The sequence below is a fragment of the Clostridium lundense DSM 17049 genome, from assembly GCF_000619945.1.
GTDB classification, from domain to species: Bacteria; Bacillota; Clostridia; order Clostridiales; family Clostridiaceae; genus Clostridium_AO; species Clostridium_AO lundense.
Map to the genome: position 1 here is coordinate 14,877 of NZ_JHVC01000002.1, position 26,332 is coordinate 41,208.

The 26,332-nt window shown below is 28.9% G+C and carries 27 protein-coding genes and 1 other annotated feature; of the genes, 20 read left to right on the top strand and 7 right to left on the bottom strand.

Features of this window, described 5'->3' with window-relative positions:
- Window positions 1-82 precede the first annotated feature (82 nt).
- Window positions 83-1,024 (bottom strand): polysaccharide deacetylase family protein, encoded by a 942-nt coding sequence (locus T514_RS0103875; RefSeq protein WP_051541768.1) that lies wholly within the window; start codon window positions 1,022-1,024, stop codon window positions 83-85.
- A 605-nt stretch (window positions 1,025-1,629) separates the two neighbouring features.
- Here T514_RS0103875 and T514_RS26465 point away from each other — a divergent pair.
- Window positions 1,630-1,797 (top strand): hypothetical protein, encoded by a 168-nt coding sequence (locus tag T514_RS26465; protein WP_156939792.1) that lies wholly within the window; start codon window positions 1,630-1,632, stop codon window positions 1,795-1,797.
- A gap of 155 nt (window positions 1,798-1,952) precedes the next feature.
- Window positions 1,953-2,420, top strand: coding sequence for a 2-C-methyl-D-erythritol 2,4-cyclodiphosphate synthase (ispF, locus tag T514_RS0103885; RefSeq protein ID WP_027623584.1), 468 nt, complete (start codon window positions 1,953-1,955; stop codon window positions 2,418-2,420).
- A gap of 15 nt (window positions 2,421-2,435) precedes the next feature.
- Here ispF and T514_RS0103890 read toward each other — a convergent pair whose 3' ends face one another.
- Window positions 2,436-3,467, bottom strand: a complete 1,032-nt coding sequence (locus tag T514_RS0103890) for an AI-2E family transporter (RefSeq protein ID WP_027623585.1) — start codon at window positions 3,465-3,467, stop codon at window positions 2,436-2,438.
- A 178-nt stretch (window positions 3,468-3,645) separates the two neighbouring features.
- On the opposite strand from T514_RS0103890, the gene T514_RS0103895 reads away from it, so the two are divergent.
- From T514_RS0103895 to T514_RS26470, 3 genes are all read left to right on the top strand, one after another.
- Window positions 3,646-4,029, top strand: a complete 384-nt coding sequence (locus tag T514_RS0103895; RefSeq protein WP_027623586.1) for a RidA family protein — start codon at window positions 3,646-3,648, stop codon at window positions 4,027-4,029.
- Between the two features lie 158 nt (window positions 4,030-4,187).
- On the top strand, window positions 4,188-5,723 hold the full coding sequence (locus T514_RS0103900) for a sodium-dependent transporter (RefSeq protein ID WP_027623587.1): 1,536 nt from the start codon (window positions 4,188-4,190) through the stop codon (window positions 5,721-5,723).
- 14 nt (window positions 5,724-5,737) lie between these two features.
- Window positions 5,738-5,845, top strand: coding sequence for a MetS family NSS transporter small subunit (locus T514_RS26470; RefSeq protein WP_156939793.1), 108 nt, complete (start codon window positions 5,738-5,740; stop codon window positions 5,843-5,845).
- A 39-nt stretch (window positions 5,846-5,884) separates the two neighbouring features.
- On the opposite strand, the gene rluF is transcribed toward T514_RS26470, so the two are convergent.
- Genes rluF through T514_RS0103920 form a run of 3 tightly spaced genes read right to left on the bottom strand, consistent with a single transcriptional unit; the run spans window position 5,885 to window position 8,678 of the window.
- On the bottom strand, window positions 5,885-6,640 hold the full coding sequence (gene rluF, locus T514_RS0103910; RefSeq protein WP_034868143.1) for a 23S rRNA pseudouridine(2604) synthase RluF: 756 nt from the start codon (window positions 6,638-6,640) through the stop codon (window positions 5,885-5,887).
- A gap of 28 nt (window positions 6,641-6,668) precedes the next feature.
- Entirely contained in the window at window positions 6,669-7,994 is a 1,326-nt protein-coding gene (locus tag T514_RS0103915; protein ID WP_027623589.1) for a HAMP domain-containing sensor histidine kinase, read from the bottom strand.
- A 21-nt stretch (window positions 7,995-8,015) separates the two neighbouring features.
- The gene (locus T514_RS0103920) at window positions 8,016-8,678 is read right to left on the bottom strand and encodes a response regulator transcription factor (protein ID WP_027623590.1); all 663 of its coding nucleotides are present in this window, start codon (window positions 8,676-8,678) and stop codon (window positions 8,016-8,018) included.
- 183 nt (window positions 8,679-8,861) lie between these two features.
- Between T514_RS0103920 and T514_RS0103925 the strand changes: the two genes are divergently transcribed.
- The gene (locus tag T514_RS0103925) at window positions 8,862-10,358 is read left to right on the top strand and encodes a glucosaminidase domain-containing protein (protein ID WP_027623591.1); all 1,497 of its coding nucleotides are present in this window, start codon (window positions 8,862-8,864) and stop codon (window positions 10,356-10,358) included.
- A 40-nt stretch (window positions 10,359-10,398) separates the two neighbouring features.
- On the opposite strand, the gene T514_RS0103930 is transcribed toward T514_RS0103925, so the two are convergent.
- Entirely contained in the window at window positions 10,399-10,641 is a 243-nt protein-coding gene (locus T514_RS0103930) for a hypothetical protein (RefSeq protein ID WP_027623592.1), read from the bottom strand.
- A 145-nt stretch (window positions 10,642-10,786) separates the two neighbouring features.
- On the opposite strand from T514_RS0103930, the gene T514_RS0103935 reads away from it, so the two are divergent.
- Both T514_RS0103935 and T514_RS0103940 read left to right on the top strand, forming a co-directional pair.
- Window positions 10,787-11,362, top strand: coding sequence for a nucleoside recognition domain-containing protein (locus tag T514_RS0103935; protein WP_027623593.1), 576 nt, complete (start codon window positions 10,787-10,789; stop codon window positions 11,360-11,362).
- Between the two features lie 12 nt (window positions 11,363-11,374).
- Window positions 11,375-11,893 carry a spore maturation protein gene (locus T514_RS0103940; protein WP_027623594.1) on the top strand — a complete coding sequence of 173 codons (519 nt, stop codon included), beginning with the start codon at window positions 11,375-11,377 and terminating at the stop codon, window positions 11,891-11,893.
- A 58-nt stretch (window positions 11,894-11,951) separates the two neighbouring features.
- Here the strand turns inward: T514_RS0103940 and T514_RS0103945 are convergent, their stop codons facing one another.
- On the bottom strand, window positions 11,952-13,319 hold the full coding sequence (locus T514_RS0103945; RefSeq protein WP_027623595.1) for an MATE family efflux transporter: 1,368 nt from the start codon (window positions 13,317-13,319) through the stop codon (window positions 11,952-11,954).
- Window positions 13,320-13,422: 103 nt separating this feature from the next.
- Between T514_RS0103945 and T514_RS0103950 the strand changes: the two genes are divergently transcribed.
- The 12 genes from T514_RS0103950 to T514_RS0104005 all read left to right on the top strand — a co-directional run bounded on the left by T514_RS0103950 (window position 13,423) and on the right by T514_RS0104005 (window position 26,213).
- Window positions 13,423-13,989, top strand: a complete 567-nt coding sequence (locus T514_RS0103950) for a uracil-DNA glycosylase (protein ID WP_027623596.1) — start codon at window positions 13,423-13,425, stop codon at window positions 13,987-13,989.
- 79 nt (window positions 13,990-14,068) lie between these two features.
- Window positions 14,069-14,307: a binding site (T-box leader), on the top strand.
- A gap of 95 nt (window positions 14,308-14,402) precedes the next feature.
- Complete coding sequence (gene metG, locus T514_RS0103955) at window positions 14,403-16,343, top strand: methionine--tRNA ligase (protein ID WP_027623597.1); 1,941 nt, start codon at window positions 14,403-14,405, stop codon at window positions 16,341-16,343.
- A 260-nt stretch (window positions 16,344-16,603) separates the two neighbouring features.
- Entirely contained in the window at window positions 16,604-17,539 is a 936-nt protein-coding gene (locus tag T514_RS25535; RefSeq protein WP_051541770.1) for a glucosaminidase domain-containing protein, read from the top strand.
- A 193-nt stretch (window positions 17,540-17,732) separates the two neighbouring features.
- Window positions 17,733-18,500: a TatD family hydrolase gene (locus tag T514_RS0103965; protein WP_034868145.1), complete on the top strand. Its 768-nt coding sequence runs from the start codon at window positions 17,733-17,735 to the stop codon at window positions 18,498-18,500.
- Between the two features lie 300 nt (window positions 18,501-18,800).
- Complete coding sequence (locus tag T514_RS0103970; RefSeq protein WP_027623599.1) at window positions 18,801-19,841, top strand: 3D domain-containing protein; 1,041 nt, start codon at window positions 18,801-18,803, stop codon at window positions 19,839-19,841.
- A 212-nt stretch (window positions 19,842-20,053) separates the two neighbouring features.
- Window positions 20,054-20,611, top strand: coding sequence for a ribonuclease M5 (rnmV, locus tag T514_RS0103975; protein WP_027623600.1), 558 nt, complete (start codon window positions 20,054-20,056; stop codon window positions 20,609-20,611).
- On the top strand, window positions 20,598-21,434 hold the full coding sequence (gene rsmA / locus T514_RS0103980; RefSeq protein WP_027623601.1) for a 16S rRNA (adenine(1518)-N(6)/adenine(1519)-N(6))-dimethyltransferase RsmA: 837 nt from the start codon (window positions 20,598-20,600) through the stop codon (window positions 21,432-21,434). Before rnmV ends, rsmA begins: the two co-directional genes overlap by 14 nt.
- A gap of 95 nt (window positions 21,435-21,529) precedes the next feature.
- Window positions 21,530-22,774: a DUF7922 domain-containing protein gene (locus tag T514_RS0103985; protein ID WP_027623602.1), complete on the top strand. Its 1,245-nt coding sequence runs from the start codon at window positions 21,530-21,532 to the stop codon at window positions 22,772-22,774.
- 80 nt (window positions 22,775-22,854) lie between these two features.
- Window positions 22,855-23,445 carry a hypothetical protein gene (locus T514_RS0103990; RefSeq protein ID WP_027623603.1) on the top strand — a complete coding sequence of 197 codons (591 nt, stop codon included), beginning with the start codon at window positions 22,855-22,857 and terminating at the stop codon, window positions 23,443-23,445.
- A 117-nt stretch (window positions 23,446-23,562) separates the two neighbouring features.
- Window positions 23,563-24,339: a prolipoprotein diacylglyceryl transferase gene (locus tag T514_RS0103995; protein ID WP_027623604.1), complete on the top strand. Its 777-nt coding sequence runs from the start codon at window positions 23,563-23,565 to the stop codon at window positions 24,337-24,339.
- A gap of 18 nt (window positions 24,340-24,357) precedes the next feature.
- Window positions 24,358-25,197 (top strand): YhfM domain-containing protein, encoded by an 840-nt coding sequence (locus T514_RS0104000; RefSeq protein WP_027623605.1) that lies wholly within the window; start codon window positions 24,358-24,360, stop codon window positions 25,195-25,197.
- Window positions 25,198-25,364: 167 nt separating this feature from the next.
- A complete protein-coding gene (locus tag T514_RS0104005) occupies window positions 25,365-26,213 on the top strand; it encodes an Mrp/NBP35 family ATP-binding protein (protein WP_027623606.1) in 849 nt (282 codons plus the stop codon).
- Window positions 26,214-26,332: the final 119 nt, after the last annotated feature.

Here is a 26,332-nt window from a genome sequence, read left to right on the forward strand (position 1 = left end):
AATAAATTGAAATTTTATTTTATAATCTATTAAAATTTTATTTATTCAATATTGTCGAAAAATAATTTTGAAAGGACGACATTTATTTATAATTTCTATTTGTTAATCTTCTATGAAATTCATTTATGTCAAAATTAGCACTAATATATACTCTATCTAAGGTATATATCCCATCACTTTTATCTGACCAAGTACCATTTGTAGTAAAGGCCATTTTATAATCGGTTTCTTTAATTGCTTTTATAGTATTTTCATTCCAATTGCCATAGGGGTAAGCAATATAAGATATTTTCCTGCCTAAGATATTTTCTAAAAAAAATTTTGAATTTTTTAAAGTTTCTAATTGTTTATTATAAGTTAAAGTAGCAAGTTTTTCATGATCAACAGTATGACTTTGAACTTCTATGCCGTTATTAGCTAATTCTATAATTTGATTGGAAGTTAAATAACCTTTACGGTTATCTATATTATTAGTAATTACAAAGACTACTGCATTAAAGCCAAATTCTTTTAAAATAGGATATGCATTAGTGTAGTTATCTACATAACCATCATCAAAGGTTAACACTACAGATTTTTCTGGTACAGGTGAATTATTGACGAAAAATTCATGCAATTCATTTAACGTAAGAGTTGTATAACCTTTTTCTTTAAGAAAGCACATTTGCTCTCTAAACTTTTCTTTTGGAATTCTTAGTTCATTTCCTTTTTCATAAGCTATTGAATGGTACATTAGGACAGGAATGCCCTTATTATTATATTTTAAATTTGGTCCTGTAAAAGTTCTATTATTAAGTACATTCTTTGGAGTTTCTTTATTTAGAGAAGACGCTATAGGAGGTTTTATTGAAGCATCTATAGCAGTTTTCTCAGGGATGTTAATTTCTTTGTTGATAACTTGTGTATTATTATTTTGAATATCTTTTGCAGCTATATTTAGGTTTTTGGAGCAAGATGTAAGTATACAGGGAAATATGAAGCTAATAATGAATAATGAACATTTTTTCGATAAATTCTTAAACATTGTTACACCTCACAATAAAAATATAATAAACCCTTTATTTTAAAGGCTTGAAGCAAATTATTCTTTATATATGGAGAAATAGTTTGTGTGTATAATAATATAACTATACACATTGTCCACAATTTGGGTGTGGATAACTTGTGAAATTAATGTTGATTTTTAATGTTTTCAAGCTAATATAAATAATAAACAATATTCACTCAATAATTTTTGTTGAAAAATGTATAAATTTTTGAAAATCTAAAAATTATTATTAACATTATCCACAGAAATGTGGATAAGTTGTGGACAACTATTGATATACTATTTTAGTTTAACCAGATTTAAGTAAAATATGTAAAAAAGAATTTTTTTCTAAATAAGTGTATCAAAAATTATAATATTTAAATATTATAAAGTATGTTGCTTCATAGCCCATTTATGCAACTATTTATTAATATTTTTATTAAAATTATACCATGTAAAATTGGTAAATGCGCTTAGTTCATTAGAATTAAGTGCATATTTTTATAAATAAAAATTATATTTTGAGAATTTTCTTAACAATTCGTATATTTTGTGATATCATTATAGTATAAAATAAATTGGTAAAGGGTGTGACGAAAGTGAAAGATAACGTAATCTATGTTGATTTTTCAAAAAAGCATAATGGTAAGAGAGGTAATGAAAGTTTTTATAGAAGAATCATAAATAGGATTAAAATGATTTTTCATTTAAAAGCAGGAGTTCCCACACCTAAAAATGTAATCAATTACAGAAAGAATATATCTTAAATACAACAAGCAGTAATATATATATCAGTGTATAAATATCAGTATATAAATAGAAGGCACATTAAGCATATGTGCCTTTTTTCTGTAGCTTTTATCATATGATATGTTGATGTATACTTATATGGATAAAATATAATTTAAAAAGGAGAATAAATATGAGAATTGGAATGGGATATGATGTCCACAAGTTAGTAGAGAGAAGAAAGCTTATTATAGGAGGAGTAGATATACCTTATGAAAAAGGATTATTAGGGCATTCTGATGCAGATGTATTGCTACATGCTATAATGGATAGCTTATTAGGAGCAGCAGCTTTAGGGGATATAGGAAAGCATTTTCCGGATAACAATATTACATATAAAGATATAAGCAGTATAAAACTTTTAGAAAAAGTAAATAGACTGATAAGAAGTAGTGGATATGAAATTATAAATATTGATGCAACCATAATAGCACAAAATCCTAAAATGTCACCACATATTCAGGTTATGAGAGAGAATATATCAAAATCATTAGAAATATCAGTAGATATGATAAATATAAAAGCTACAACAGAGGAAGGCTTAGGATTTACAGGGAAAGGCGAAGGTATAGCTGCACAAAGTATTTGTCTTATAGAATAATAATAAAGGGATAGATTAATCTTCATCTATCCTTTTGCTATTATCTTTTACATTTAATATATCTAATAGGAAAATAAATAATGGTATACCTATGAGTAGCCCCCATACTCCCATAAAGTGTTCTGATATTATAAGAACTGAAAATACAACAAATACAGGTAAATGGGTTTTAGCTGACATAAACTTTGGATTTAATACATAACTTTCTAGTGCATGCAATAAAGTTATCAGTATAATTACATATAATACTTTTGTAAGCCCTCCAATGTTGAAGGCTATTATAGAGAGAGGTATTAAAGATATTATAGTGCCAGCTACTGGTATTAAACCAAGTATAAATATCATCAATCCTAATCCAAGAAGTTGAGGAAATCCCATTATGCTTAAACTTATTATAGATAGTATAGTGTTTGTAGTTGAAATTAAGATTTGAGCCTGAATTACTTTACCAAAAGAATTTAAAAAGTTTACACCAAAATATTTTGTGTATTGATAAAAAATTCTTATCCTACTATTATTAAATTTGTCTAAGAAGTCGCTTATTTCGGCTCTTTCCAGCATAAAAAAAATACTTAAAATAAAGGCTATTACTATATTGAATCCCCATCGACCTATATTAGTAGCAAATTTTATTAAAAAATTAGTACTATTTTTTAAATAATCATCAATATTCATGCCTTTAAATAAAGGCATTATAAACTGCTCTATTTTATATTGTTGAGTATTGATCTTAAATTCACTTAATTCTTTTATAATGTCTGAAATTTGATTTATTATTATAGGTACATATTTATAAACAAATAAAGAAAAACTTATAAATAAAAATAAATATAAAATTATAGTAACCAGCTTTTCATTTATGTAAGCAACCTTATTTATTTTTGTAACTATAAATTGCTGAAGACTATATATAAGGTAAGTTAATAAAAAAGTTAGTAATATTAAATTTAGAAAAGATCTTAATAAATAAAAAAATAAAATCAAAGTTAAAAATACTAAGACTCTTTTTACAAAATCCTTTTTCGTTAGACTATTAAACAATCCCATATTTTTTTCCCCTTCGTATATAATAATATAGTTTAATTATACATTTAAAAACGTTTATTTAATATATAAAATGTTATTATTAGTATGCAACTTATTAGATAAAAAATTTACATGATTAAAGGAAATAATATGATGATGTTGAATACTAACTATATAAACTTCAAGGAGGTATGTATATATGAAAAAAGTTATTAGTACAGATTTGGCACCAAAGGCTATAGGACCATATTCACAAGGCATAATGGTTGGTGATTTAGTATTTGTATCTGGGCAGATACCAGTAAATCCACAAACTGGTGAAATAGTTACAGGAGAAGATACAATTACATTACAAACTCATCAATCATTGAAAAATATTAAAAGTATATTAGAATCTCAAGGCTTAGGATTTGAAAATGTATTAAAAACTACTGTTTTCATTACAAGTATGGATGACTTTGCTAAGGTGAATAGTGTCTATGCAGAATATTTCAAGGAGCCATATCCAGCTAGATCTTGTGTACAGATAGGAAAGCTACCTAAAGGAGCTTTAGTTGAAATAGAAGTTATTGCTCACAAGTAAAGATGGCAGTATTTCTATTGACAATTCTATATTAATATATATATAATGGCGATTGCAAAGGTAAATTTTAAAAAAATTTTAAATTTACTATTTGTAGTCGCCATTAATAGTTATTACATAGATTAATAAACTTTATACAAATAAAGGGGGGAGGGCTTATGGAAAAAGATAATAGAGAACAATGGGGATCAAGATTTGGATTTATTATGTCAACTATAGGTGCAGCAGTAGGTTTGGGAAATTTATGGAGATTTCCGTTTATGGCTTATCAAAACGGAGGAGGAGCATTTTTAGTACCTTATTTTGTAGCATTATTAACAGCTGGACTGCCTTTAATGATTCTTGAATTTGGATTTGGTAGTAAAATGAGAGGTGCGAATACTTTGGCATTTGCAAAGCTAGGCAAAAGGTGGGAGTGGCTAGGTTGGTGGCCTGTTATGATTCCACTTATAGTGGTTACTTTTTATTCTGTTATCATAGCTTGGGGCATTAACTATTTCGTATTTTCTTTTACAGGAGCATGGGGAAATGATCCAAATGCTTTTTTTGGAGTAGAATTTTTAAAAATTAGTAGAGGCCCTTGGAATTTTGAAGGGATAAGGTGGAATATAGCTATTGCAGTAGCATTAGTTTGGTTTTTTAATTATTACATAACACAAAAAGGTATTTCAGCAGGAATAGAAAAAGCTTGCAAAATAATTACACCAACACTGGCAATATTGATGGTTATAATGACAGTTAGAGGTATTACATTACCAGGAGCAGCAGAGGGATTAAATTGGTTTTTGAAGCCTGATTTTAGCAAAATCGCCAATGGAAGGGTATGGATATCAGCTTATGCACAGGTGTTTTTTTCAACAACGTTAGCTGTAGGAGTTATGACAGCATATTCAAGCTACTTACCTCCAAAATCAGATATAGTTAATAATGCTTGTATTACAGTTTTTTCAAATGCCAGTTTTGATTTTTTATCAGGATTATGTGTATTTAGTATTTTAGGATATGCAGCATATGCATCTAATCTTCCTATGGATAAAGTTGTGGCAGCTGGTCCAGGAATAGCTTTTGTAGCCTTTCCTAATGCTATAAATTTAATGCCAGGGGGAGCAGTAGTTAGATCAATATTAGGAGCTATGTTCTTTTTCTGTTTAATAATAGCGGGAATATCTTCAAGTATATCTATGGTTGAATCTTTTGCATCAGCAGCTTTAGATAAGTATAAAATTCCAAGAGAAAAGATGATAAGAAAAATTTGCTTATCAGGTTTTCTTGCTAGTATGTTATTTTCAACTTGTTCTGGAATACATCTACTTGATATAGTTGATCATTTTGTATCAAATTATGGAATAGCCCTAATAGGGTTAGTTGAGGCTATAGTGCTAGGTTATGTATATAAGACAGAGCGGATGAGAGTAGAGGTAAATGAATATTCTGATATAAAAGTAGGGCTTTGGTGGGATGCTTTAATAAAATATGTAACTCCAATTTTACTAAGTTATATGACCATTGATAACATTATTACAGAATTTAAGGCTCCATATGGAGGTCATCCGGCGAGTGCTCTAATTGTATTTGGATGGTTAATTGCTATAGGTATATTTATTATAGGAGTATACTTAAGTAGGAGACCTTGGCCAGATGAAAATATTCTTAAGATAAATAATGAAATTGAGAATATGGCTTGCAAAAGTTAGAAGGGGGAATCTATATGGAAACTAGTTCGATTATAATGCTTATATTTGGAATTATATTGCTTTATGGAGGATTAGGTTATTTTATATATAGAGCTTTAAAAGTAGAAAAACAAAAACACTAGATTAATAGAAGCAGGATTATTTTATCCTGCTTTTATAATTTATTTAGAAGCTTCTTCAGTTTTTACAGATGTTTTTACTAATTTGTTTATTGTATCTATCTCACTTTGTGTAAGGTATCTCCATTTTCCTATAGGTAGATTTGAAAGTGTTACGTTCATAATTCTTATTCGTTTAAGTTTAACAACTTTATATCCTAAGGCTTCGCTCATTCTTCTAATTTGTCTATTCAATCCTTGAGTTAGTATTATTCTGAACACAAATTTTCCCTCTTTATATACTTTGCAAGGCTTTGTCATTATGTTAAGTATTTTAACCCCAGAAGACATTTCTTTAATAAATTCATTTGTAATAGGTTTATCAACAGTAACTATGTACTCCTTCTCATGGTTGTTTCCAGCTCTTAAAATTTTATTTACTATATCGCCATCATTTGTAAGAAATATAAGTCCTTCTGAATCCTTATCCAATCTTCCTATATGAAATATTCTTTGGGGATAATTAATAAAATCGATAATATTACCTTTTATCTTTTTTTCAGTAGTACAGGTTATACCCACAGGTTTGTTTAGAGCTATATATACTAGTTTAGGTTTTTTACTTATAATCTTACCATTTAGCTTTACCTCATCACCAGGAAAAACCTTTGATCCAGTAAGGGCAATTTCATCATTTATTGTAACTTTGCCATCTGCTATTAATTTATCAGCTTCTCTTCTAGAGCAAATACCTTTTTCACTAATAAATTTATTTATTCTTATTGAATTTTCATTATCATGTTGAATGTTATTATTCATATAATAATAAACCCCATTTCTAGTAAAGTTAATTTTTATTATTCTTTATATATTTATTATTTATTATGAAATAGAAAATTGATCCTTCGTTAATCTTACTATTAACTCCATACTGAAAGTCGTGAAGCTTTAGAATTTCACTACATATTGCCAATCCCAACCCCATTCCACCACTTTCAGAATGTTTATAATATCTATTCCATATTTCAGATAATTTATTTTCTTCAATACCAAGTCCATTATCTTTAACGGATATAATTATATCACTATTATTATACTTTGAGGATATATCTATGGTTGAATTATCCGGACTGAATTTTATAGAATTATCAATAAAGTTAAAAAGAACTCTTTCTAGGGCATTCTTATTTCCATAAATATATATATTTTTATTATTCAACTCAAAATTTAAATTGATTTTAATTCCCCTTTTTTCAGCTTTAGTGAGAAACCTATATAAACAAGAATAAAGAAGATCATATAAGTTTATATAATCTTTATTTAATTTATGAATTCCTTCCTGAAGTTTAGATAGTTCTAATATATCTATTACTAATGAGTTAAGTTTATCTACTTCGTTTATAATTTCTTTGGAATATTTTTTAGCTTCATCAAGAGAAACTAGACCATCCTCTATAGCTTCACTATAATTTCTTATTATACTTAATGGTGTCTTAAAATCATGAGAAACATTAGCAATAAAGTCTCTTTGTAGTGAGTATTTTTTCTCTAAATTTAATGCCATGTTGTGAAGGCTTAAAGATAAATCTTCTATCTCATCTCCAGTAGATACCTTTATATCCGTGGAAAAATTTCCGTTGGCAATATCATTTGAAGCTTTTTGAAGCTTTAATATAGGGTAAGTAAATTTTTTGCCTATAAGAGATATAAATGGAATAGATAATATTAAGGCTAATAAAAATACAGCAGTTAATATTATATATGTTATTTTTAAATATTCAGAAACAGTTTTTATATTTTGAAATACTACTATTTCCCCTAAATCTGTATTTAATTTATAATATAAAAACTCCTCATTCATTCCATTTCTAAATGTACCCTTTTCGTTGAGAGTATCTATATTGTGTATAAAACCCATCATGCCCATCCTACCTTTGCCTAGCATAAATATTGATTTATTTTTTATAATGAAGCCGGGTATATCAATAGTGTTTAGTGATGTACCATTTTTAATAGAATCATAGGCACTTTCACATTTGTTTTTTAAATCATTATATTGTTGTGCTATATAAAACTTTGATAAGAAAATACTGCTGCCCATAAAACATAAAGTAACCACAATAGTTATCATAAAAAAGAAATTTTTAATAAGTTTTTTTGTTATTTTTTCCATAGTGTACTTCCTCCTAGGGAGTTATATTTCAAATTTATATCCTACTCCCCATACAGTTTTTATGTTTTTTTCACAAAAGGTTATTTTCTCTCTTAAATTTTTTATATGAGTATCTACTGTTCGAGTATCACCAACAAAGTCATATCCCCAAACTTTATCTAAAAGTTGACTACGATTAAAAACTTGGGAGGGATTTTTACATAAAAACAATAATAAATCAAATTCTTTTGGTGTTAAGTTTATAGTTTCATTATTGTCCAAAACCTCCCTTTTTTCCTCATTTATAATTAAACTACCAAAAGCTAAAGATTTATTTCTATGGAAACATGCATTTATTCTTAAATTCACTCTAAGGACTAGCTCACGCATGCTTAAGGGTTTTACCATATAATCATCTGCACCTAGTTCAAGTCCAAAAATTCTATCATCCTCTTCACCACGAGCAGTAGTAAGTATTACAGGAGTATTAGAAATAGATTTTATTTTTCTTAATAAGAACCAACCATCTTTTTTGGGCATCATAACATCCAGTATAATTAAGTCAAAGATATTACTTTCTATGATTTTTTCCCCTTCCTCACCATCATAAGCTGTAAAAACTTCATAGCCTTCTTTTTTTAAATATAAACTCATTACATCTGATAATTTTTTTTCATCTTCGATTATAAGAATTTTATTTTTCATAATTTTTATCCTTTCTATATACATATATTATTAGAAATTATATCAATTATTATATAAATTTTATTGTAATACTTATATAATGTTATTAGGGAAAAATATATGAATAATTTCCCATAGAAAAATTATAGAATATTCTATATAATTATGATATGGAATAATTTTTTCATCAGGAGGTAATTTTTAATGAAAATAGTAAAAAATACTGTGGTAGCTTTGGCAATTACTAGTACCATGTTTGCAGGTAGTGTATTTGCATCAGATAGTGGAATTAAGGAGTTTGAACCTAGGACAAGCATATCTACGGATAAAAAATGGACAATACAATTTAATTTTAGCTTGAATAAAGAAACTATTAATAGTGATAATATAATTGTAACAGATATAAAGGGAAATAAAATAAAAGCTTATATAGCCCCAGGAGAAAATGATAAAAGTGTTGTAGTGACCCCAAAAACAGAGGGATATGTTCCAGCTCAGGCTTACTATTTAAATTTAAGTACAGGAGTACAATCTGCAGGAGGAAAAAAATTAGTACAACCAGTTAGGATGAAGTTTACTATAGCAGATAGATACTTAGACACTTCTAATTATGAAAATTTACCTAAGATTACAGACCTAAAAATGCAATATGAACCAATGCTTCCTAATCAAAAACAAATCTTTTATATAAATTCCTCAGCAGGCTCACAGACACAATACAGAATATATGTTAGCAAATATACATATAAAACAGATAGTTATGGAGCTTATGAAGAGATAACCAATGGGTATACATATGCTAATGATGGAAAGATAACTTCCAATAAATTTTTTGATGCGGGAGAAAATGGGGAAAAATATAAAGTCCTAATATATGTAAAAAGACCTAATGTAAAGGGAGCACAATTGGATGATAATACAGACTTTGATAACTATTATATAGATTATTTTAGATGTGTTAAAAGTATTAGTGATAAGGGTGTTACTAAGGTGAATTATGATAAAGGGTTACAGGAAGTTTTAAATAGCCAAATAAAACCTGGAGTTTCAGTAACAGATGAAGGGCCGTCTTCTTGGGTAGGTGCAAGCAATAATCAAATTAAGTATTATTTAAATCCAAATAACTTTATGGACGAATCCGGAAAATATATGTTTTTAAAATTAAATTATATAGATGATAGTATAACAGAGCAAGATTTAAACAATATACTTAAAGGAAGAGGTACACTAGAGAATACAGGTAAAGCATTTATACAGGCAGGTAAAGATAATAATGTAAATCCTGTATATTTGGTTGCTCATGCTATACATGAAACTGCTAGTGGAACATCTAAACTTGCTAGTGGTATTGAAGTGGACGGGGCTGAAGGTAAAAAGAAAGTTTATAACATGTTTGGAATAAAGGCTATTGATTCAGATCCAGAAAAATATGGCTCAGAGTATGCTTATAGTCAAAAGTGGTTTACCCCAGAAGCGGCTATAATAGGTGGAGCTAAATTTATAGCAGAAAAGTATGTAAATAATCCTAAAGAAAAAAGAGATACTTTATATAAAATGAAGTGGAATCCGTTTGCGCCTGGAAGTTATCAATATGCAACAGATATAGGCTGGGCATATAAACAGGTGCAAAATATTAAGACTTTACTTGCTCAATGTAAAAATCCTACTTTAGTATTTGAAGTACCGGTATATAAGAAATAATATAAAGGGTTTATCCTTATTAAGGATAAACCCTCATTTTTTAATTAAGTTTACTTTTAAGTTTTTTTTGATCTTTTTCATCTACAAATGGAGCGTAAAATTCAAATGTTTTTTCATGACCACAGTGTGAACAAACACAACTACATACATCATAAGGAATTCCATCTATAAGATCTATTTGTAAGTTATCTGCAAAATATTCTCCTCCACAGACTTCGCAAGGAGTACTATTTATAATATTATATTCGCTTTCAATATATTCCATTATTTCCTTTATAGTCATAGGAAGCCTCCAATACAACAAATTTATAAATACATTATACATGGTAACACTATTAAAATTTAATTGCAATACAAAGGGGATATTACACATATACATTAATTGAGTAATAATTATGAGATATGTAAATATTTAGGAGGAGGAGTATATGATAAATTATATTTGGTTTTTCATATTGAGTTTTGGCATTGTTATAGGGCTGATTACTGGAAGAGGAGAAATTATTTCTAAAGCCATATTAGCTTCAACAAATTCTACTGTTGAATTAACAATCAAGTTGTTAGGAACAATGTGTCTTTGGTGTGGGGTAATGAAAATAGCTGAAAAAAGTGGACTAACTGATAAAATAGCTAAGGTATTAAAGCCTATTTTAAGGTTGATATTTAAAAAGGAAGGTAAAAATGAGGAAGCATTAGGAGCTATAGTTATGAATATTACTGCTAATATGATGGGATTATCAAATGCAGCGACCCCATTTGGAATCAAAGCTATGGAAAATATGCAGAAATTAAATAATAATAATGATACTGCTACTAATGATATGGCTTTATTTTTAGTTTTAAATGGAGCGTGTATACAATTTATACCCACTACTGTAATATCTATAAGAGCAGCGGCAGGATCTAATAGTCCAGGAGAAATAATATTACCTGCTATATTGACTACAGGAATAGCTGCTTTAGTTGGAGTCATAAGTTGTAAGATATTGCAAAATTATTTTTAGCAGGAGGAGCTCATGAATATAGGAAATATAATAATACCAATAATAATTATTTCAATAGTTACATATGGAATGTTGAAAGGTGTTAAAGTATACGAATGTTTTATAGAAGGAGCCAAGGATGGTATAACTATATGCTTTAAAATTTTCCCATATCTATTAGCTATGATACTTGCAGTAGCTGTGCTTAGGGAATCTAAAGCATTGGACTATATAATAATGTTAATAAGTCCAATAGTGAAATATATAGGGCTGCCAGGGGAAGTAGTGCCGCTTGTATTAATTAAACCACTATCTGGTAGTGGAGCATTAGGAGTATTTACAGATATAATAAACAATTATGGAGCAGATAGCTATATTGGAAGAATAGCATCTACCATAATGGGATCTACTGAGACTATATTTTATACTCTTACAGTTTATTTTGGAGCGGTAGGTATAAAGAAAATTAGGCATACACTTTGGGCAGCTATAATTGCAGACTTAACAGCTATAATTATAGCTGTTATAGTGGTAACTTCAATATTTTACTAATAATAAAAACCCTATGTTTACAAATTACATAGGGTTTTCAATATTTGTATATTAGTATTTATGTGTTGGTATTTGTCAAATGGTTTTGGATAAGTTTATTAAATCTTTTTCTAAATAAAGTAATCATAATTATTGCATCAATAACCCATTGAATAGATGTTATCCACCAGACATAAGTAACTGATGCTTTTAATGAATATATAAAATATAGCATAAGTGGAAGTCTAATAACCCAGTTAGAAATTAAGGCAACTATGAAAGGAGATTTAGTATCCCCAGCACCTTTCAAGGAACCACCAAGTATCATAGAAATACCCATAGCAGGCTGCTCTATAGATGCTATCATAAGACATAGTGTGCCTAAACCTATTACCTCTATTTCTGCTTTATTTATAAAAAGTGAAATAAGAAATTTAGGAAATAATAAAAACATTAAACCACACATAAGCATCACAATAGTTCCTAAAATAGTGCAAGTATATGCATATTGTTTGGCTTCAGATAGTTTATTTTCTCCAATTTTATGTCCAACTAAGGTAGTAGCCGCAATTGCAAAACCAGAACCAGGCATAAAAGAAATTGATTCTATTGTAGTGGTTATTTGATTTGCAGCAAAGGCCACTGCACCAAGATACATAATCATTACAGTTCCTAATAGTCTTGTTAAATTAAAAGCTGCCTCTTGAAGAGATGAAGGAATGGACAGCTTTAGTAATCTTTTTAATTTGTTTAGTCTTAAATTTTCAATATACTTAAATCTAGGCTTTACTTGTGAGAATTTTATTGTGTATATAACTATGAAAATAAATCCACTTATATGACCTAGAGCAGTGGCTATAGCGGCTCCTCTTATACCTAGTTCAGGCAAGCCAAATTTTCCGAAAATTAATGCCCAATCTAAAAACGTGTTTACTATATTTACTATAGCAGAGGCGATGAGGGGAATTCGAGTATTTTTTGACCCCCTTAATATTGAATTTAGAACATTCATTACCATATTAAAAAATAATCCTATGGATGTTATTCTCATATAAATTATTCCTTGGGATAATATTTGATCTCTAGCCCCAGCATAGTATAAAATTTTAGGAGAAAAAGTAAAAGCAGTTATACATATTAAAAGAGATAAAATAGAGCCGTTTAGTAATCCCATAGTGGCATATTCTTCAGCAACAGATTTTTCATTAGCTCCTAATTTTCTAGATACTAGAGAAACAGTTCCAACTGAAATTCCAGCAGCAATGAAAATATTACTTAAGGTGTACATTATCTCAGAACTAAGTCCCACAGTACTTACAGCAACTTGTCCACCATATTGACCAACCATCATAGTGTCTAAAACCCATATCATCATATATAGAATCATTTCACCTACCGCAGGCAATGCTAGAGATACTACTTCTTTTATAAGTTTTTTGTTAAACATAAATTCCTCCCATTTTAAAACTTTTATTGTGACAAATATTATAATTAGAGTAAAATAAAGATATAAATATTATAATATAAAATTTCAGTTTGAGGTGACAAAATTGTTGAAATGGAAAGAACTTTATGATGAATGTTTAAATTGTAATAAATGTGAACTTAAAAATAGCAGAAATAATATGGTATTTGGAGAGGGAAATCCTAGATCTAGACTTATGTTTATAGGAGAAGCACCTGGTGCAGACGAGGATAGATTAGGGAGGCCTTTTGTTGGTAGAGCAGGTATGCTCTTAACAAAGGGATTAACAGCACTAGACTTAATAAGAGAGAGGGATTATTATATATGTAATATATGTAAATGTAGACCTGAAAATAATAGAACACCTAATGAAGTGGAGGCAGAAGCATGTTTACCTTACTTAAGGAATCAAGTTGCATTAATAAAGCCAAAAATTATTATATGTTTAGGATCCACTGCTATGAAATATATACTTGGTTCTGATTGGAGAATAACTAGAGATAGAGGTAAGTGGATTGAGAGAAAGGGATGTTACATAATGCCTACCTTTCATCCAGCAGCTCTTTTTAGAGATGAGAGTAAAAAAATATTATTTTGGCAGGATTTAAAAAGTGTTAAAAGAAAATTTGATGAATTAAGAAACGATTTATAGTATATTTAAAAACAATTATGGAAATAATAAATGAAATAAAGTGGTTGACAGTAAAATTTATATATATTATGATTAAACTTGAAATGCAATGATGGGAAGAGTAATAAATGAAACTGTTTAAAAGAGAGCTGGAAATAGGTGAAAGCCAGTAATAGGGAAGTTTATGAACATGGCCCCAGAGCATATTACTCAAAATTAAAGTAGAGTAATACGGGAAGCAACCGTTATATTGCAGAGTGATTATATAGTCACTTCATAAGGTTTTATTTGTGAAAATGAAACGAACTAGAGTGGTAACGCGTTAAATACGCCTCTATGCAGTTTATACTGTATAGAGGTTTTTTTAGTTTATAAATAACAGAATATGAAGTATAAATTATACATTATTTAAAATAAATAAAGGAGGGGTTTTCATGGAAAAGAAAACTTTTTATATTACTACACCTATATATTATCCATCAGCAAATCTACACATAGGAAATACTTATACAACTATAGCAGCTGATGCATTAGCTAGATTTAAAAGACTTACAGGATATGATGTAATGTTCTTAACAGGAACAGATGAGCATGGACAAAAAATTCAAAGATTAGCAGAAGCTAAAGGCGTAACTCCAAAGGAATATGTAGATAAAATAGTTGCAGGAATCAAAGATTTATGGGAAATGATGAATGTAAGTTATGATAAATTTATCAGAACTACTGATGATTATCATGTAAGTGCTGTTCAACAGATTTTTAAGCAATTATATGATCAAGGAGACATATATAAAAGCGAATATGAAGGATGGTATTGTACACCTTGTGAGTCTTTCTGGACAGAAACTCAGTTGCAAGATGGAAAATGTCCTGATTGTGGAAGACCAGTAGAAAAAGCTAAGGAAGAAGCATACTTCTTTAAAATGTCAAAATATGCACCTAAGCTTATAGAGTATATAGAAACTCATCCTGAATTCATTCAACCAGAGTCAAGAAAAAATGAAATGTTAAATAACTTCTTAAAACCAGGATTACAAGATCTTTGTGTATCAAGAACTACATTTGATTGGGGAGTTCCTGTAACTTTTGATGAAAAACATGTTATATATGTATGGATAGATGCATTAGCTAATTATATAACAGCACTAGGGTATAATGGTGAAAATCAGGATTTATTAAATAAATACTGGCCAGCAGATGTACACCTTGTTGGAAAGGATATCTTAAGATTCCATACAATATACTGGCCAATAATGTTAATGGCGTTAGGATTACCACTACCAAAGCAAGTATTTGGTCATGGATGGCTACTAGTCGATGGAGGAAAAATGTCAAAGTCAAAGGGTAATGTAGTAGATCCTGTGGTGCTTGTAAATCATTTTGGAACAGATCCAGTAAGATATTATCTTTTAAGAGAAATACCTTTTGGAGCAGATGGTATATTCAATAATGAAATATTTATAAAGAAGATAAATTCAGATTTAGCTAATGATTTAGGGAATCTTTTATCAAGAACTACAGCTATGATTGAAAAGTATTTTGACGGAACAATGCCAGCTCAATTAGCTAAAGAAGATATAGATGACAGTCTAATAGAATTAGCCTTAGATACACATAAGAAGGTAGAAAAACATATAGATAGTTTAAGAATACCAGAAGCTTTAGATGAAATTTGGGCACTTATAGGAAGAGCTAATAAATATATAGATGAAACTACACCATGGATATTAGCTAAAGATGAAACTAAGAAAGAAAGACTAGGAACTGTTCTTTATAATTTAGCAGAAACTCTAAGGATAGTTTCAGTATTAATATCAGCATTCTTGCCAGAAACTAGCATAAAAATAAATAAACAGTTGAATATAGAACTTACTACTTGGGAGAGTATATCATCTTTTGATGGTACAAGAGCAGGAACTAAGATAATTAAGGGAGAAGCAATATTCCCAAGAATAGATGTAGAAGCTAAAATTGAAGAATTAAATAAATTAAAAGAAGAGCAAATGAAGGCTAATGCACCAAAGTCACAAATGCAACCTTTAAAAGAAGAAATAGCTATAGAGGACTTTGAAAAAGTTGACTTAAGAGTAGTAAAGGTTTTAGAATGTGAGCCTGTAAAGGGAGCAAAAAAACTTCTTAAGTTAAAAGTAAACTTAGGTGGAGAAGAAAGACAAGTAATATCAGGAATAGCAAAATACTACAAACCAGAAGAGTTAGTTGGAAAATATGTGGTTCTTGTAGCAAACTTGAAACCTGCAAAATTAAGAGGAGAAATTTCACAAGGAATGATTTTAGCTGCTTCAACTGATGATGATAGTAAATTATTCGCAGTTACTATTCCAGAAGAACTTCCAACTGGTAGTATTGTAAGATAAACAGAATTCTAAGCTTCGGAATGAGTTTTTACTCCCTCTGAAGCTTAGAAATCGTTATCCAGGGACGTAGCCGCTCTTTACTTCCACTTTGAAGAAGAGGGGAGTATTAGAGCGGGTAGTCATCGGATAAAAAATTAATCCCCTTTTATTAGGGGATTAATTTTTTTATAATTTGTGAAATTGTAGAAAATTAATATGATTTTTAGTATAATTAAAATGAATTTTTCAACTAATGATATTAATGTAGGGAGAAACTAATTATGAAAAGAATAATATATAAAATCACTTATTCTTTATTTATATTGCTGTTTTTTTTGGGTATGGAGGTAAAAGCAGCAGGTTCCAGTAATATAAATTGGAATAGTTATTATCCAAACTATAAGACATTTACCAAGTTTAATGATGTACCTATAGATAAGAAATTCACAATTCGATTTTCAAAAAGTTTAGATAAAAATCTGGTAAATAGTAGTTTAATAGAAATAAAGGATAGCAATATGAATAGCATTCCTATTACTATCAATATAAAAAATGATAAAATTGAGGTTATTCCCAAGAGCAATTTAAATTATGGACAAGCATATTGTTTAATTATAAATAGCAATAAAAATAAAAAAGGATGGATAAAGTATGGGGCGATTTCTCCAATTAAGGTTAAAACAATAGCTCCTTTACCAAATGATAATACTAATGAAGTTAAGGAACTTTCCCAACAGGAGTTTATAGATTTGGTATCTGCTGGAGCAATGAAAACTTATAAAAAATATGGTGTTATTCCTTCTGTAACTATAGCTCAAGCAATTTTAGAAAGTAATTGGGGGAAAAGTGACAAGGCCGTACAATGCAACAATATTTTTGGAATAAAAGCAGATAAAAGCTGGACAGGTGAGAAAAAGGAGCTTCCAACAACAGAATGGATAAATGGGAAATTAGTTCCAGCAATGGCCGAGTGGAGAGCATACCCTTCTTTTGACGAATCTATAGAAGATCATGGTCAATTTTTGTATACAAGACCTCGATATGCTGATGCAGGGGTATTTGAGGCTACAAATTATAAAGAACAGATAATTGCTATAAAAAACGCAGGATATGCTACAGATCCTAAGTATGCAGAAAAGATTTGTAGTTTAATTGAAAGATATACATTGTGGAAATATGATGAAAATGGAAAAGATTTATCAGAAAAACTTCAATAAAAGATGAAAAAGCCGTTAATTTAATAACGGTTTTTTATTTTTCATATTTATAATTTGAAAATTTATTTTAAGTTTCCTTCTAGTGAAACGAGGAAAAAGTCTTTGTATTTGCAAAGCTGTACTCTAAAAAAGTTGCATCGCAATGTTTTTATATTATAATATAAAATTAAGTATATATTTAGGAGGAAGATCAATGTTTATATTTGATTCACATGCACATTATGATGATGAGTCCTTTGATGAAGATAGAGAATTAGTAATAAAAGAATTAAAAGAAAATAATATAATAGGAGTATTGAACTGTGGAGCATCCTTACAGGGGGCTAGAGATTCTGTAAAGCTTGCTAAAGAAAATAGTTTCTTTTATGCAGCAGTGGGTATACACCCCGAATTTGCCAATGAAGTAGGTGATTTAGCTTTAAATGAATTAAGAGAGCTTAGTAAACATGAGAAGGTAAGGGCTATAGGAGAAATAGGACTTGATTATTATTATGATGAAAATCCATCAAGAGAAGTACAAAAAACTGCTTTTATAAAGCAAATGGAGTTAGCACAGGAACTCAAACTTCCGGTAATAATACATAATAGGGATGCCCATGAGGATACACTTGAAATTTTAAAGATGTTTCCAGAAGTAAAGGGAGTAATACATTGCTTTTCTGGTAGTGTAGAAATTGCAAGGGAGTGCTTAAAGTTAGGATATTATATAGGCTTTACAGGTGTAATAACCTTTAAAAATGCTAGGAAAATAGTAGATGTAGCAAAAGAGGTACCACTAGATAGGATTTTAGTTGAGACGGATTGTCCTTATATGGCACCTGTACCTTACAGAGGGAAGAGAAATAGGTCTGAATACATAAAATACATTATAGAGCAGTTGGCACAAGTTAAGGATTTAGAACCGGAAAATGTAAGTGAACAAACTATTTTAAATGTTAATAAGTTGCTAAATTTAAAATAATAGTGTAAAATATGTTTATGTAACTTTAGAAAAGTAAATTAATTGTAATTAATGGGATAAAAATACTTTTTTGGTACAAGTGATTAAAATAAAAATAACAGGCATATAATATAATAAGTTTTACTAAGTTATTCCACCTAATTTGGGCTGTCAAATATGTTAAAACCGCAATCATTTTTTTTTATATATTTATGCACAGTGTTGCATTAGACAGTCGAAAATTTTAAGGAAATTTGACAAAACGTAATTTGAACATTATAATGTTCAATTGTCTGCGCGTTTTGCCAAAGGGAGGTTTTTGTGGTGGAAAAATTAAAAAATTCTATTAAAAGTTATTTTTCCAATGGTCCTAAGGCAATCTTTATCGTGATATTGATTTTAATGATCTCTACAATTATAATAACTAGTACAAGAAAGACTTTGTATGTTTATGTAGATGGTAAAGAGAAAAAAATAACTACTTTTAGAGCGAACTTAAAGAACGCTTTAGTTGCTAATAGCATAGTAGTAGGACCAAAGGATAAGACAACACCTGGTCTCGACAGTAAAATAAAAAATAAAGATAAAATATACATTAAAAAAGCAGTCAATGTTGAAGTGAATGTAGATGGTAAGAAACTAGTTCTTCAATCAGCAGAAAAAGATATAGAGACAATGCTTGCTGAAGAAGGAATAAAGCTTAATGAATATGATAAAGTTTCTCCATCAAAAGAAGATCCGTTAAAGGATGGCTTACAAGTAGCCATTACTAGGGTAGAAACTAAGATTATTAAAGAATCAAAATCAATAGATTATGCTACAGTTTTAAAAAAGAATAATGACTTAGAAGAAGGAAGAAAGAAAGTTATTCAAGAAGGAAAATCAGGTGAAAAGGTTACAACAACAAGAGTAGTATATGAAAATGGCAAAGAAGTAAGTAAAAAAGTAATTAGCGAAGTGGTTACTAAAAAGCCAGTTGAAAAAGTGGTAGCTATGGGAACTTTGGGGGTATATACTCCTTCACGTGGTGTAAGTGTTCGTTATTCCAATGTTATGAAAATGAGGGCAACTGCTTATACAGCAGATTATGCTTCTACGGGTAAAAGTCCTGGAGATTATGGTTATGGAATAACAGCTACAGGAACTGTAGCAAGAAGAAACCACGGTGGATATAGTTCTATAGCTGTAGATCCAAGAGTAATTCCCCTAGGAACTAAGGTATATGTAGAAGGTTATGGTTATGCTATAGCAGAGGATACTGGAGGAGCAATAAAAGGTGATAGAATAGATGTATTCTTTGATGGTAATAATGAAGTATACAATTGGGGAGTAAAATGGGTAAATGTGTATATATTGAAGTAATGTGAAAGGAGCCATAGGCTCCTATTTTTTCTATATACATAAACAAAGTTATTGGCTTCAGAGGGGATTTTTACTCCCACTGAAGCTTAGAAATCGTTATTTAGGAAAGTAGCTGCTTTTTATTCTCACTTTGAAGAAAATGGGAGTATTAGAGCGGGTAGTCATCGGATAAATATTTATATAATGTAAGACGTAATTAATAGGAGGATAACATGATTAAGGAAGTTATTGTAGTAGAAGGAAGAGATGATATTACTGCTGTAAAAAGGGCTGTAGATGCAGAAATTATAGCGGTAGGTGGTTTTGGAATAAATGCAAAAGTTATAGGAAGAATAAAGGAAGCCCAAAAAAGGCAGGGAGTTATAATTTTAACCGATCCAGATTTTGCAGGGGAAAAAATTAGAAAAATAATATCTAAAAGAGTACAAGGAGTAAAACATGCGTATATTTCTAAAGATGAGGGCTTAAAAGATGGAGATATAGGAGTGGAAAATGCATCTCCTGAAAGTATAATAAGTGCATTAGAAGCTGCTAAATTTGAGGTAAAAGAAAAAAGGTGTGAATTTAGCATTCAGGATATGATGTATTTTGGACTTTGTGGTAATAATAAATCTAAAGAGAATAGAGATAGGTTAGGAAAATTATTGAGAATAGGATATTGTAATACATCTCAGTTTTTAACTAGATTAAATAACTATGGAATAACAAAGGATGAATTTATAAAAGCATTAGAGATTATTGATAAGGAGAATGAAAATGGAAAAAAATAATACTAAAGAGATAGTAAGCAAGTATAACTTTAAATTTACCAAGAGTCTAGGACAAAACTTTTTGATAGATTCACAAGTTTTAATGGATATTGTAGATGGCGCAGAAGTAAATAAAAATGATTTCATAATAGAGATAGGACCAGGAGTAGGTACATTGACTAAAGAACTTCTTAAAGTTTCAAAAAAGGTTACAGCCATTGAATTGGACTCAGATTTAGTACCTATTCTAAAAGAGGAGTTAAAGGAATATGAAAACTTTAGCATTATAAATAAGGATGCGTTAAAGGTAGATTTTGATGAAGTAATTGGGAAAGAAGAATCAGTAAAATTGGTAGCTAATTTGCCGTATTATGTGACTACACCTATAATTGCTAAGTTACTCAATGAACACTATAAATTTAAATCTTTAACTATAATGATACAAAAAGAGGTAGGAGAAAGAATAGCAGCAGAGCCAAATACTAAGGAATATGGTGCTTTATCACTATTAGTACAATATTATTGTGATATAAAGGTAATAAGAAAGGTATCTCCAGCTTCGTTTATACCAAGACCAAAGGTAGATTCTATAGTTATCAGATTAGACAGATTAGATACTCCCAAGGTTAAAGTAGAAGATGAAAAATTGTTTTTTAAGATAATAAGAGCATCATTTAATATGAGAAGGAAAACTCTTTGGAATGCTCTTAAAAGTTTAGGAATAAATAAAGATTTATTGGAGAAAGCATTAGAAGAAGCTGGTATAGATCCAAAAAGAAGAGGGGAAACATTATCCATAAATGAGTTTGGAAAACTATCAGATTGTATAGGTAAATTAGCATAAATAAAAATCTTTTTATAACTTTTACTTGTTATTGTTCACTTTTTGAATAATGTCTCATATATTATAATGAATAAAATATATGGAGGTACTTTAAGTTGGCACAAAAAAAGAGTTATAGTAGATATTTTATTATATTGCAAGAAGACGAAAGAGGATATGCTCTTGCTTCTGATAAATTACCTACCGGTTATGTAAAGTTGGAGCTAAAGAATGATAAATGTAAGGTTTCTTATTATGTTCAAAACTTAAAGAAGGAATCAGCACCTTACTATATGACATTAATACTAGGGAAGAAAGATACTAATAAAATAATAAAAATTGGGGAATTGAACATAGATAATTATGGAAGATCAGAGGTATCATATGAATATCTAGCTGATAATATAGCTGATACTGGAATGTCCATGGATAATGTGTCAGGAGCAGCTATAGTTAAATTATTGGATAAAAATATAATATCAGTACTTAGTGGATTTTTAACATCAGATATACCTAAATGGAGAGAATATGAAATAATTGAAGCTGCAGTTAGAGGAGAAAAGGAAGAAGAAGTACAAGAAAAGGTAGAAGAGAAATTAGAGGAAAAAGTAGAAGAAAAAGTAGAAGAGAAAGTGGAAAAAAAGTTAGAGGAAAAGATAGAAACAAGAGTAGAGGAAGAAAAAAATATATTCGATAAGTATGAAGAAAGTATAGAACAAAGCAAACAACAGGTAGAAGAGCCAAAGTTTGAGATAGCTGAAGTGGAAAGGCAGGAAGAACCTGTTGTACAGGCAGTAGATAGAAAAGAAAGCATAGAAGATGTTGAAAAAATAGATGAAGTTATAAATTTAGATAAAGAAGATAATTTAAAAAATAATGTAGAAGAAAAAATAATAGAAAACAAAGATATGAGAGATGATAAAAGAAATAAAGATTGGCCTAATGGAAAGACTGGTGAATTTTTTAGGGAAGTAGCTAAAGGGTTTGAGGAATTAAAAGGAGAAATCGAAGACATAAAGAAATGTGTATGGTATAGGGTGCCTATAAAAGATGCAAGTGATATGTGTTGCATTTCAAACTATAATAAATATGCAATAATGTATTATCCTATGGTAAACTATTATAAATATATAGTACCTTATGGTCACTATGTTGTAGGATATAAATGTGATAGTGAAGGAAAAATGAAATATTTAGTATATGGTATTCCAGGAGGAAAGGACAAAAAATATCAGCCGTTTGGTGGGAAGTCTGGATTTGTAACTTGGGTACCAGCAAGGTCTAGAAATAATGAATATGAAGGTTACTGGTTAATGTTTTATGATTTTAGAACTTGTACTATATTAATCCCTGTTAAATAGGTATGCAAAGGCATACCTATTTTTATTAATATTTTTAAAAGGTGTATCATATAATTTAATAAAAAAGGAGTATGATTAGTATGAGGGTTATTATATTAAACAAGAAGAGATTAGGGGTTTCAATAATTATTATAGGGCTTATGATAATAATGTTTAGTATGCAAAATAAATTCAGAGATCAAATGAAATTAACTACATTAATGCAAAGTAACATAAATTCATTAAAAGAGTATACTGCCCTAAATGGTAAGTTAACATATAAATTACCTTCAGAGTGGATTACTACTGAAAGATCTTTTGGAGGTAGTGAAATAATTTATCATAATGATTTTCAATCTAAGGATTTAAAAATACATGGATTTGCACAAGTGTGGGATATGAAAGAGGATTTGGATACATTTCTTAAAAAAAGTGAGGAGATATCAAAAAAGCAAAATATAATTAGTAATTACAGTGTTAAAGAAGTAACAATAAATAATAGAAAGTGGAAATTAGTTGAATATGTAATACAAAATTCGGAAAATTTAAAGTTTAGAAGCTACGAATATTTTATAAAAAGTAATGATAAGCTTATTAGATTTTCATTTTTTGTCAGGAATGAAAATTTCAAGGAGAACATGCCTGTTATATTTAAAACTATAGTACAAACCTTAAATTATGATGGCAAATAATATAATAAAAGTAATTAATGTTAGAAAATAAAATATAATTATTGATTAGTTTATATGTTATAATGTTATTAAAGTTTTAACTTTAAGTGACTTATTACATAGGAGGAAATAATAAGTATGAAGCCAGTATTATTTGAGGTACTAGGTATAAAAGTATATGGATATGGAACTATGATAGCATTAGGAATTCTATCAGCATTATTATTATTAAATTATAGAGTAAGAAATAAAAATTATAATGAAGATGATATTTTTAATATGTCTATAATTGCTATAATATCTGGAGTAATAGGTGGCAAGTTATTATATATTATAACTGAGATTAAGGATATAATTTCAGATCCATCTATATTGAAGAATGTTGGTAATGGTTTTGTAATATATGGAGCTATAATAGGGGGAGCTGTAGCAGTATATTTATTTTGTAAGAAAAAACATTGGGAACCATTAAAGGTATTTGATACAGTTATACCTACTGTTTCATTAGCACAAGGTTTTGGTAGGATAGGATGTTTTTTTGCAGGCTGTTGTTATGGAAAGGCTACAACATTATCTATAGGAGTTGAATTTACTAATTCCCCATTTGTGTCTTCTGGAGTTATAAGACATCCGACACAAATTTATTCTGCTATTTTTGATTTTTTATTAACCTTTTTTTTATTGTGGTATGATAAAAAAGAAAGAAAAAGTGGTAGAGTATTTTCTGCTTATGTTATAATATATAGCATTGGTAGAATAATAGTAGAGTTTTTTAGAGATGATCCTAGAGGTGTAGTAGGAGTATTATCTACTTCTCAATTTATAAGTTTATTTACAGTTATAATAGGGATCATCATTTTTAATTTAGACAAGTTTAAGAAGCTTAAACAAAATGATGAAAATATTTACAATTAACCTAGGAGGTTAAGTAGATTGTTAAAGGGTACAAGGAATTTAAAGAAAAAAGTAATATTAGTATTATTAGCTTTTAGTTTGTGTTTTACTGGTTGTGGTAAACTGGATTCATTAAAGGTTAAGTTTGGATTGAAAAATAATGACTTTGAATATATAAAACAAAATAAAATAGAAAAAATAGTTATACAAAATACTAGAGATCAAGGGTATAGATTTGTAGTAACTGATAAGAGAGCTATTCAAGAACTTTATGAAATTTTGTCAAGTGCTAAAGAAGCAAAAGAAAAATCAACACTAAAACCAGATTATGTTTTTGAAATGCATGAGGCTCATGATAAGGTTCATAAGTTTAATTATATAGCAGGATTAGATAAAAAGGATGCAGGAAACTTATATAGTGAAGATAAAATATATATTGTATCTAAAAGAATAGATAATGATATAATAAAAAGTTTTTGGAATATAAGAATTCCTAAAGATTTTACTGATATTTATTATAATTCAATTTTAAAAGTTTTAAATGAGTACTCAAAGAGTGTGAATAAAAACAAAAATATAGGTATCAACTTGGATGAAGATATAGATATATCAAAGTTTATTCTTTCTACAGATTTAGAGGATTTTAAGAGCAAACTAAAGGGAAAATATAATAATGCAAGTTTAGTAGAAGGAGATAATTCTAAATATAATGTAGTAATGACAGTAAAAACTCAAGGATATAAACGACTTTTATATAAATCTATTATAACTTTTTATGATAGAGTAGATAAAAGCGAAACTAAGTATTATGTAAAGGCTGAATATAAAAGTAGATCTTGGAATGTAGAAGTATCTAATAGTAGACCAGATGGATTTTAAAGATATTGCGTAATAGCAATATCTTTTTTAGTTTAGTTAGGGAAATATTGTACATAATAATAAATGGTTCATATTTTTGTAGTTTAGTATTAAGTGTTCAACTATTTAACATTTAGTGCTATAATTATTAAAGTATTCATACATAGAGATAGTTGGGAGGAAAACTTATGAGTAATTGTGAAAGTTGTCCAAGTAAGGGTAAATGTGATAGCAAAGAAGCTAGTTGTTCTAAATTAGTACCTAAGCATGGAAAGATAAAGCATATAATTGGAGTAATTAGTGGTAAAGGTGGAGTTGGAAAGTCTACAGTTACTGGTATATTAGCAGTTCAGTTAAGAAAAGCTGGATACAAAGTTGGAGTTTTAGATGGAGACATAACAGGACCATCAATGCCAAGATTCTTTGGAATAAATGAAGAAAGAGCAGATATACTTCAAATAGAAAATACTGAAGAAGTGAAGTTTAGTCCTGTAGAAACTTCACTTGGAATAAAAGTTATTTCTTTGAATTTATTAACTGAACAGGAGGAACAACCTGTTATTTGGAGAGGTCCAGTTATTACAGGAGTTTTAACACAAATGTATGTTGATACCGAATGGGGAGATTTAGATTATCTTCTTATTGACATGCCACCAGGAACTGGAGATGTAGCATTAACTATAATGCAAAGTATTCCTGTAGAAGGTATGGTAGTAGTATCAACTCCTCAAGAAATGGTTTCTATGATTGTTAAAAAAGTTGTAATAATGGCAGAAAAATTAAATGTTAATATAATAGGCGTTGTAGAAAATATGTCTTATGTTCAATGCGGAAAATGTGGTGAAAAGATAAGAGTATTCAGTAAAAAATCTGCAGAAGAACAAGCTGAATATTTGCAAATTCCATTAATTTGTGAAATGCCAATTAACTTAGATTTAGTAGAAAGCATGGAAAAGGGTGAAGCTGAAAAATTTGTAAGTGAATATGAAGGATATAATGAATTAATAAATAATTTTAATTTATTATCTAATAAATAAAAGAATTAAAACATATAGCCTTATGAAGAATAAGGCTATATGTTTTTTTGCTAAATTTGGAATCAAAATATGGTTATAAATAAATAATAATAGGGTAAAAATAAAACTATAATATTACT